The organism is Tardiphaga sp. 813_E8_N1_3 (assembly GCF_051811025.1).
Lineage (GTDB): Bacteria > Pseudomonadota > Alphaproteobacteria > Rhizobiales > Xanthobacteraceae > Tardiphaga.
In genome coordinates, this window is sequence record NZ_JBPWQE010000002.1 from 46,618 (window position 1) to 56,464 (window position 9,847).

A 9,847-nucleotide genomic window follows, 5' to 3' on the forward strand; every position below is an offset into this window, starting at 1 on the left:
TCTCGCCGTGACCAATTTTGGCTCGATCACCGCCACCAACGGCACAGCCATCATCGCGGCCACGGACGTGACGCTCACCAATCACGCGGCAGGTGTCATTTCCGGTGGGGCATCGGGCATCGTTTCGACCGGCGGCGCTATTACCGTCGATAACGCTGGAAGCATCACAGGCTCCACAGGTGCTGGCATCAGCGCGTCCTCCAGCGTGACCCTGACCAATCAGGCAGGCGGCGTTGTCCGCGGCTTCGATGGCGTCCGTTCGACTGCCGGCGCCGTCTCGGTCGATAATGCGGGAAGCATCACCGGAACGGGCGATTGGGGAGTCGATGCTCTCGCCGACCTCACGGTGGCCAACCGCGCCGGCGGTACCATTTCCGGCGGGGTCCGCGGCGGGATCCAGTCACGTGGTGGCAACATCATCCTGGACAATGCAGGAAGCATCACGAGCTCAAATCCAAGTGCCGCTGTTTCCGCCTTGGTAGGCAACGTGCACCTGATCAACCAGGCCGGAGCAAGCATCAACGGCATCGTCGTGACAGTCCAAGGTGATATCGATGTGCATAATTCCGGAAATATCGGCGGCGTCATTGGCTCGAATGTCAGACTGGTCAATACCGCCACAGGCACGATTGGAGGCATCGCCAACCTTGGAGGGGTAAGCGATATCACCAATTTCGGCACCGTGACGAACGACATCATTGCGAATGGTAGTCTGATCAATCACGCTGGTGCACGCATACTCGGCGTCGTCTCTGGGACTGGCGGTGGCGGTGTGGTCAATCACGCTGGCGGATACATTGGGGCAGTTGTTGCCGCGGATATGTCCGTCGATAATTCCGGATCGATGGGGGGCGTCGGTCTCGGTGGCAACTCGCAACTCCTGAACAACGCGGGAGCAAGCATCGCCAGCTCGACATATGGTGTTGTCGCGAACCTCGGATCTTGGTCGATCTCCAACGCCGGCACCATCAGCGGCACCGACGGTGGGGTACAGGTTCTGGGCGGCGGCAACACGTTCGTTAATCTCGCCGGCGGCAACATTCTTGGCGGGTCATTCGGCGTTTTTGCTCTTGTCGACGCGTCAATCACCAATTCTGGAAACATTTCAGGTGCAAACGCGCCAAGCGCTGGCATTTACGCTAACAGCGCGTTGCAGCTGGTCAACAATGCCGGAGCCAGCATCAGCGGCTCGGAGTACGGAATTGCAGTGGTCGGTAACGCATCGATCGTCAATGCCGGAAGGATCAGCGGCGGCGCCGCTGCGATCCAGTTCAACGCCCCCGGCAATACGCTCACGCTGCTGCCGGGCTCCGTGATCTCCGGCAAGGTCATCGGCTCCGGCAGCGACACGTTGCAACTCGGCGGCATTGGCGCTGGGACTCTCGATATCTCGCAATTCAGCGGCTTCAGCACTTTCACCAAGTTTGACCCGTCGATCTGGTCGCTGACCGGCACGGCGACCTATAATGGCCCCGTCAACGTCAACGGCGGCACGCTCGCCGTGAACGGTAATCTCGCTACCGCCAGCCTGCTCACTGTCAATTCCGACGGCATCCTGGGCGGATCCGGCATTGTCGGCGTCACCGCCATCAATGGCGGCACGCTGGCGCCCGGCAATTCCATCGGCACGCTGACCATCGGCAGCCTGACCATGACCGCGGCCTCGACCTATCTGGTGCAGGTCGACGGGACATTGGCGGACAAAGCGATCATTACCGGGACGGCAGCCATCGCCGGCAAGGTCGCCGTCGATCCGCTGGCGCGTGTCACATCGACCACGACCTATACGATCATCAATGCCGGCACGCTGACCGGCACTTTCGACACCGTCACCTTCACCAACAATTTCGCGCGCAATGCGCGGCTGACCTATGTCGGCAATGACGTGCTGCTGACCCTCGATCCCGGCCTGCTCACCCCGATCCTGCCGGGCAATGCCTCGATCAACAACAGGAACGTGGCCCGCGGCATTGACAATGCGCTGGAAGGCGGGGCGATCATGCCCGCGTCCTTCAATGGGCTGTTCCTGCTCTCAGGCAACAATCTCTTGAACGCACTGACGCAGATCTCCGGAGAAACGCCAACCGGATCACAGCAGACCACCTTCGACGCCATGACCCAGTTCATGGGCGTGCTGTCCGATCCCTTCACCGCCGGCCGCGGAGGCACCGTGCCCACGCCCTTCGCATTCGCTGAAGACGAAGCGCTCGCTTATGCGCCGAATGGCCGCAAGCACACGCGCACCGAACGCGACGCTTACGCCATGTTCACCAAGGCGCCGCCGCGTGCCTTTGAGGCGCGCTTGAATGTGTGGGCGGCCGGCTTCGGCGGGTCGCGCACCACCGATGGCAACGCGGCCCTCGGCTCGAACCGCATCACCGGCAACATCGCCGGTGCGGCCGTTGGTGTTGACTACTGGTTCTCGCCGGAGACTGTGGCCGGCTTCGCGCTGGCCGGTGGCGGTACCAGTTTCTCGGTTGCAGGGGGCGGCAGCGGCCAGTCCGACCTGTTCCAGGCCGGCGCCTTCGTCCGTCACAACATCGCGTCGTCCTATATCACCGCGACGGCGGCTTACGGCTGGCAGGACATCCGCACCGATCGCCAGATCACCGCGGTCGGCACCGAACGGCTGCGTGCGAACTTCAATGCCAATGCTTTTTCCGGCCGCATCGAGGGCGGCAATCGCTGGCTGGTGCCGGAACTCGGCGGTGTCGGCCTGACGCCCCTATGCGGCACTTCAAGTCACGGCTTTCGATCTTCCTTCCTATTCCGAAACCTCAGCAAACGGCGCCGGCGGCTTCGCGCTCAACTACGCCGCCAAGACCGTCACCGCAACGCGCACCGAACTCGGCCTGCGCGGCGACAAGTCATGGGCCGTGGCGGAAGGGCTCCTCACGTTGCGCGGTCGCGCCGCCTGGGCCCATGACTACAACAGCGACCGCAACGTCGCCGCCGTGTTCCAGTCGCTGCCCGGTTCATCCTTCGTCGTAAATGGCGCCCGCGCTGCTCGCAACGCCGCGCTTACGTCGGCTTCGGCCGAAATGTCCTTCAACGACGGCTGGTCGGTCGCGACCACCTTTGAGGGCGAATTCTCCGACGTCAGCCGCAGCTTCGCCGGAAAGGGCGCGCTACGTTACGCATGGTAGCGCCGCACGCCGCTCGCATCGCGGCCACTGCATTGGCGAAATAAACCAGGTCGGAGGCAGATTTTGGTCTTCTTGGTTCGGCCGAGACGCACCGCCTTGGTTTGTGCCCCCGTGCTATCGCTCGGCGACCGCACCAAATAACGCGTGATCGCGCAGAAACCTTCGCGCAACCATTTTCGCGTTTGATCCCAGTCTAGGACTTGGATCAAAACGCGGTTGATGAGAACACAGGCGTATTGCTCTTGAGCGTCATAAGTCCTTGGACGCGTATTCCATAACTCTCGAAGGGCGAATCTCTGTTTCGGCGCCACGTCATGCGATTGTGTGCTCTGTCCTCGATGCGGACAGGCACGACCTTCAGCTCGGTTTAGCTCTCCGGCTACGTGCTCGCTGCCTGCGCCGCATCTTGGAGCCGTGATCGCAGCCATAGCTGCCTTTGGCAATTTGAACCGGTCAGGCCTCACCAGCGACCAAACAGCATGAAAAACGTGATCTGTACCATCTGGAATAGAGTTGCCGACTGGATCGATGCTGCCATCGAACTTTATGATTGGACCGTTGATAAGCCAGGTCCAAACAATAGGTTCGCTAAACCAGATAAAATTCTGGTTGCACCAAAACAGTCAGATCAATGAGCCGCCGATCTTGTGGTTAGAACTCAAAGCGGCAGTTCACTCCGACTTCTGGCAGACGGCCTCAATGTTGACCCCGTCCAAATCGATCACGAACGCCGCATAATAGGCGGGATGATAATGAGGCCTAATGCCGGGCAAGCCATTGTTGCGGCCATTCTGCGCCATTGCCGCTGCGTAGAAGGCATCGATTGACGCTCTACTATCGGCGGCGAATGCGATGTGGATACCTATCCCGCGTGGGCCTAGAGGAACTGCGTGGCGCTTGTCGTTGAATAGCCAGAACGTCGGTTTTCGGTCAACGCCGTAACCAATGCCGTGGTAACCACCAGTCTGCTCGGCGGTTATTTCCACCACATTAGAGATGCCAAGTGGCTTGAGCGTGGCGTCGTAAAACTGCCGCGCACTTTCGATGTCGCTTGGGCTGAAGCCCATATGGTCGATCATGCGAGTGCCCTCTCGACTTTGCTTTGGGCATGTTAGCAACAGTCGCATGCGATGGGATTGAGTTAGATCAAGCGCGGGAATGGAGCATCGAAGCGGCGACCTCGCCCGCGTATCCGGCGCGCCGCAGCAGAGGCGGCACTGATGGACACGCGGCCGGCTATGGCCATAAAATGAATGGAACGGCAGCTTCAGAGCCGTAGCCGGGCATGCTCATGTGAAGACCGTCCAGTGAGTCTGCTGCGGCGTGAGTACGCCAGCCGTCGAGCTAGCGTGAACCAACCGACTTCGGGGAGCGCGACGGTGACGCGCCCGCTTTCTCGCTTGGTGCAAGTCCTACGGATAGCCTACCGGTATGCAGAGGCGAATTGCTCTTTCTCGCCTGACACTAGGCCTCCAGCTTCATCAAGGAGCGCATCCGATTCCTGAACAAACCGGATGAACTGGTCAGCAGACATCGGCTTGCCATATAGATAGCCTTGCAGCTCATCACAGCCCGACGTCATCAGAAATGCCTTCTGCGCTTCCGTTTCGACCCCTTCAGCGACAACTTCGAGGCCGAGCTCATGCGCCATTGCGATCATTGAGCTTATGATAGTTCCACTTTCCGGCTTCCCGCGTTGAATGGACTGAACAAAGCTACGATCGATCTTCAATCTGCTCAGCGGAAATCTGGTCAGGTGAGTGAGCGATGCATAGCCGGTACCGAAGTCGTCAAAAGAGAGTCCGACGCCCATTTCCCGCAGATCCTGAAGGATCTCCAACGTGCGGTCATCACTGCCGAGCGCAATATTCTCGGTGATTTCGAGCTCAAGGGCTGATGGTCTCAGGCCGCTTGCTTTCAGTGCCGCTGCAACGGAGGAAAATAGTGAACCGTCCTGAAACTGACAGGGAAATAGATTCACACCCATTCGGAGTTGACCTAGCCCCTTCGCACGCCAGATCGCGGCCTGTTCGCAGGCTTGCCGAATAATCCAGTCTCCTACCTCTGAAGCGCATGTGCTTTTACTCAAGACTTCAATAAACGCGCCTGGAGCAAGGATCCCTTTGTCTGGATGCTTCCACCGTAGGAGAGCTTCGGCACCCACGATTTTGCCATCGGCCACGCGGATCTGAGGCTGATAGTAAAGGACAAATTCCTGACCTGCGGCAGCACGGCGGATCTCAATGTCCGTTTCCTGCCGCGCCCTGGCGGCGGAACGCATCGTCGGAACAAAGACGTGAGATGCTCGCCCGCCGTTCTTCTTTGCTTCAAAAAGGGCGAGGTCGGCACAATAGATGAGTTCGTCCACGTCGCCGCCAGCCTGGGAGACGGCGCAAATTCCGGCGCTGACCCCTAAATAAGCGCGGCGCCCCTCGACGATGATGTCATCACAAGTCGCACCGAGCTTATCCAGCGCGCTAAGAGCGCGGAATGGGTCGGAACAGTCGCGAAAAACAATGACGAATTCATCGCCGCCGAGCCTGTACGCGTCACCGACCGATAGATTTAAGGCTCTTTGTGCGACTTCCTTCAGAACAAGGTCGCCGGCGGCATGTCCAAATGCATCATTGACCTCCTTAAACCCATCCAGGTCGAAGATTGCGATTGATGAGTTGTTCCAGCTATCGGAGGCCGCGAGACGCTCCAGATCCGATATGAGGCTTGCCCGGTTCGGCAACCCCGTCAGCTGATCGTTGAGCGCTAGTTGTTTGAGGCGGGTCTGGGCAGCCAAGGTCTCGGTCATGTCTCGGCCGATCAGAAAGAACCGTCCGGCTGGCTGCGACCAGACCGCTGTCCAGTTGACGGTAATCGACTCGTTATCCTTACGGATAACCTTTGTATGGAAGGACTCCGGAAGGCCAGTATCGGCACAACGTTGCATGATGCGCTTGGCAGCTTGCAGCTCGGAAGGAGCGACGAGCACACCGCCGTATCGTCCAACGAGTTCGGATGGTTCATAGCCAAGAATTTTTCTTGAGCTATTGCTGATCCGTTGGATAGTCCGGTCGCCATCCGTAACAATGATCAGATCAGCGGACGCTTCGAAAAGCTTTCGATGCTCCTCGATCTCAGTTGCGAGCTCGTCCGATTTTTTCTTCACGAGGCGCTCTGATCGTTGACGCTCCTGTAGCGCCCTGGGTAGCCAGCGCAGGAGAAGAATGCCGAGTACAATTCCTGCGGCCAATACATTCACTACTTTAGGGACAATAAGCAGCTCGGCGCGACCCAGAACGGTTCCGATGCTCTCCGGAAAAACACCGTACTTTGCGCCGAAGTATAGGCCGAAGTAAATATTCTCGCAGATGTTGCGGCAGGTATCTATCGCCACGACGAGAAGCAGTAATCGTACAGCGCCGAACGTTTTCGGATTCTTATAGTAGGCGCGACCGGCTGCGACCAGAACACCCGCCCAAAGGAAGACAATAATCCAATAGATATAAGCAGCTAAAGTGTTCACGTCACACCTATTCAAACAGCGGGAGGACTTTTCTAGTCCTACAAGCGGTCGCATCGGTGCGCCCGCTTGGATTCTGTTACCACCTGCAGTGGAAACAATTTGATAAACCAAAGATCGTCGGCGGTGCGTAGACCCAGAGATGAGAACGCCGGCGGTCTTATGGTATTGGTACGATAATGCCTGCCGGCTTTGGGCAGTCTCCGCTCTAATCGGCTGAAAGAGTAGTCGTGAGGCCTAATTAACCTAATTAAGGAGAGAGAAACTACTCCGTCCTAAATTCTCGAAGGCGAAAGGGCGTTATGTCGTTCTGGCATTTCTGCGGCGATCGCAGGCCGATTTTCTTAGGACGTCGCGATGCGCACAAACCTCCCGGTGACTGACGTCGAATATCCAGTTACCGACAGCACGCTCATCGTATCGAGGACCGACTGCAAGGGAAGGCTCACGTATTTCAACGATCAATTCGTCGATGCCGCCGGCTTCACGGAAGCTGAACTGCTGGGGCAGCCGCATAACATCATCCGTCATCCGGATATGCCGCCGGAGGCATTCCAAAACCTCTGGGATACGTTGAAAGCCGGCAAGCCCTGGGTCGGCGCGGTGAAGAACCGGCGCAAGAACGGCGATTTCTACTGGGTTCTGGCAACGGCGTCTCCGATCCGCGAGAATGGCCAGATCACCGGCTACACGTCGATCCGCACCAAACTGCCTGCTGACCAGCGCGCGGAGGCCGAACAGGTCTATGCAGCGCTGCGCAACAAGAAGGCGCACGGGTACAAGATTGATGCCGGCATCGTTCGCCGCCGATCGTTGCTGGATAACTTTGCGCTTTTCAACGGCACGCTGAAGGCCCGGCTGATCACGCTCATCGCAGTCCAGGCGATGTTCCTCGTCGGCGTCGGCATGCTCGCGCAATTCGGTCTCGGCGCCAATGGGATCGGGCTAGCGGTTTCGCTGGTCGGCGCCCTCGTCGCCGGATTGATCGGCATCCAAGCGCTGCGCGCGATCAACGGGCCGATGCGGCATCTGATCGGGGAGATGTTGAACATCTCAGAAGGCAAGCTCGACAACCGGGTCTACATCGCCCGCGATGACGAAGTTGGCCAAGCATTGCGCAATCTGCAGACGCTGCAGACTCTCGTCCGTTTTAACGCGGAAGAATTGAAGGCGAGCGAGAGGCGTGCAGCAGTGCAGCGCAAGGCCGACATGATCAAGCTTGCTAACGGCTTTGAAGGCGCAGTCGGCGAGATTATCGAGACCGTGTCGTCGGCGGCTACCCAGCTCGAGGGGTCCGCGGGGTCGCTGACGACGACCGCAGCACGGTCGCAGGAGCTCAGCACACTGGTCGCCGCTGCCTCGGAGGAGGCTTCCACCAACGTTCAATCGGTGGCCTCGGCGACCGAGGAGATGAGTTCTTCGGTCGACGAGATCAGCCGCCAAGTGCAGGATTCGGCGCGGATGGCAGGGGAGGCGGTCGACCAGGCGCGCAGGACCAACGACCGCGTCTCCGAACTGTCGAAAGCCGCCGGCCGGATCGGCGACGTGGTCGAATTGATCAATACCATCGCCGGCCAAACCAATCTGTTGGCACTTAATGCCACGATCGAGGCGGCACGTGCCGGTGAGGCCGGCCGCGGATTTGCAGTGGTCGCGTCCGAAGTGAAGGCGCTGGCCGAACAGACCGCCAAGGCCACCGGCGAGATCGGCCAACAGATCGGCGACATCCAGGCTGCCACCCGGGAGTCGGTAAATGCTATCAAAGAGATCAGCGGCACCATCGAAAAGCTGTCGGAGATTTCCTCGACCATCGCAGCGGCGGTGGAAGAGCAGGGTGCTGCAACCCAGGAAATTTCCCGCAACGTCCAGCAGGCCGCGCAAGGGACCCGCCAGGTTTCATCCAACATCGTCGACGTGCAGCGGGGCGCCAGCGAGACCGGCTCGGCCTCCGCACAGGTGCTGTCGGCGGCGAAGTCGCTGTCGGGCGACTCCAATCGCCTCAAGCACGAGGTCGGCAAGTTCCTCGACACCGTGCGCGCGGCCTGATCGACGGCGTTCGGCTCGTCATCGAGCCGGGTCTTTCTCGATGCGAATGAGGTGCAGATAATCGTCGGACAAAGCCAGTAACAGGGCCGTCGCCTCGACCATCTCAGATGTTCCGTCGCGAAAACTTGGCATAGCGTAGCTCGGGTTTACTGCCTGATGCCCAATATTCGAGTCCATGGCGGGGCCACCCTTGGTTCGTTGGCCGAGATCCATTAGCCGCCGCCGATGCTACGTGCCGATGGAATCACCGGGCGCCAAAAGAACAAAGGCGTCAAACCTTCTGCAGCTATCAGACCGCCAGTAGGGGCAGTCGGTGAACATCGCATCACTAACAGAGCCGTGTCACGCGACATCGGCCAGCGTCACTCCCCCGGAAGAATCAGCTGCGCCTATGATCGCGCTAAAATCGCGACTGGCTTTGAGAGCCTGGGTTGATAGGAAATCGCTTACGCTTCACTCTGTTTCCCTCGGCAAAAGATTACGGTCTTTCTTGGGGCGCTCCCTTGGCATGGAGGGCCGATCAGCATTAACTTGAGGTGCTAAAGCCTGAATAAATCGTTCATGGCGCGTTCAGGGTGGCTGACCTAAGTCCGTCCGCAGATTAGGCGGGAGAAAAGTAAGTGGGAGGCCTCAACGGTTCGGCGGCTGGAATTCGGAAGCGATCAGTTGTGATCGGCGGCCACAAGACGAGCGTCAGCCTAGAGGATGAATTCTGGGACTCGATCAAGGAGATCGCTGCCGAGCGCGAGCAGTCGACATCAGATCTCATCAGTGCTGTAGCCAAGGGCCGCGATAGAACTAACCTCTCGTCGGCTCTTCGCATTTTCACGCTAAATCACTACAAGCAGATGCGAGAGCTTCAGTGAACGAGCGCTTAGTCTCTGACATGACGCGACCCTTAACCGCACGAGATGTCGTTGATCGTTCTGGTTTGCTGATCATAAGTTACGTTCATCCGCATCCGATCCATGTCGGACAGTCCGGCGCAAGTTGAACAGGCGAGCCGCCATTTGGCATTTGCTGGCCTCACTGGAAGCGCATCGACGCTCTGGCCCACGAAACTTTGAAATTCTGAGGCACGGCACTGGTCGCCGAAATAATACTTTCGCGAGCCATCTTTTGATTCCGCGACCCAGATACC

At 58.8% G+C, this 9,847-nt stretch carries 4 protein-coding genes and 3 pseudogenes; 4 read left to right on the forward strand and 3 right to left on the reverse strand.

The annotated features are described in order from the left end of the window. Positions 1 to 2,263 precede the first annotated feature (2,263 nt). Both AB8A33_RS28700 and AB8A33_RS28705 read left to right on the forward strand, forming a co-directional pair. A pseudogene (locus AB8A33_RS28700) lies at positions 2,264 to 2,659 on the forward strand (autotransporter outer membrane beta-barrel domain-containing protein); the annotation flags it as partial. A gap of 121 nt (positions 2,660 to 2,780) precedes the next feature. Continuing rightward, positions 2,781 to 3,146, forward strand: a pseudogene (locus tag AB8A33_RS28705) (autotransporter outer membrane beta-barrel domain-containing protein); the annotation flags it as partial. A gap of 671 nt (positions 3,147 to 3,817) precedes the next feature. On the opposite strand, the gene AB8A33_RS28710 reads toward AB8A33_RS28705, so the two are convergent. Then, a complete protein-coding gene (locus tag AB8A33_RS28710) occupies positions 3,818 to 4,225 on the reverse strand; it encodes a VOC family protein (RefSeq protein WP_439096132.1) in 408 nt (135 codons plus the stop codon). A gap of 344 nt (positions 4,226 to 4,569) precedes the next feature. Continuing rightward, positions 4,570 to 6,663 carry a putative bifunctional diguanylate cyclase/phosphodiesterase gene (locus AB8A33_RS28715; RefSeq protein WP_439096133.1) on the reverse strand — a complete coding sequence of 698 codons (2,094 nt, stop codon included), beginning with the start codon at positions 6,661 to 6,663 and terminating at the stop codon, positions 4,570 to 4,572. A gap of 354 nt (positions 6,664 to 7,017) precedes the next feature. On the opposite strand from AB8A33_RS28715, the gene AB8A33_RS28720 reads away from it, so the two are divergent. Beyond that, positions 7,018 to 8,706 carry a methyl-accepting chemotaxis protein gene (locus AB8A33_RS28720; protein ID WP_439096134.1) on the forward strand — a complete coding sequence of 563 codons (1,689 nt, stop codon included), beginning with the start codon at positions 7,018 to 7,020 and terminating at the stop codon, positions 8,704 to 8,706. 620 nt (positions 8,707 to 9,326) lie between these two features. Next, positions 9,327 to 9,572: a ribbon-helix-helix domain-containing protein gene (locus AB8A33_RS28725; RefSeq protein ID WP_439096135.1), complete on the forward strand. Its 246-nt coding sequence runs from the start codon at positions 9,327 to 9,329 to the stop codon at positions 9,570 to 9,572. A 32-nt stretch (positions 9,573 to 9,604) separates the two neighbouring features. On the opposite strand, the pseudogene AB8A33_RS28730 reads toward AB8A33_RS28725, so the two are convergent. Further along, positions 9,605 to 9,847 (reverse strand): annotated as a pseudogene (locus AB8A33_RS28730) (hypothetical protein); the annotation flags it as partial.

What these genes read in the sequence shown, in the direction of transcription:
- AB8A33_RS28710 (WP_439096132.1), bottom strand. Translation starts at nt 4,225, where the DNA reads ATGATCGACCATATGGGCTTCAGCCCAAGCGACATCGAAAGTGCGCGG.
- AB8A33_RS28720 (WP_439096134.1), top strand. Translation starts at nt 7,018, where the DNA reads ATGCGCACAAACCTCCCGGTGACTGACGTCGAATATCCAGTTACCGAC.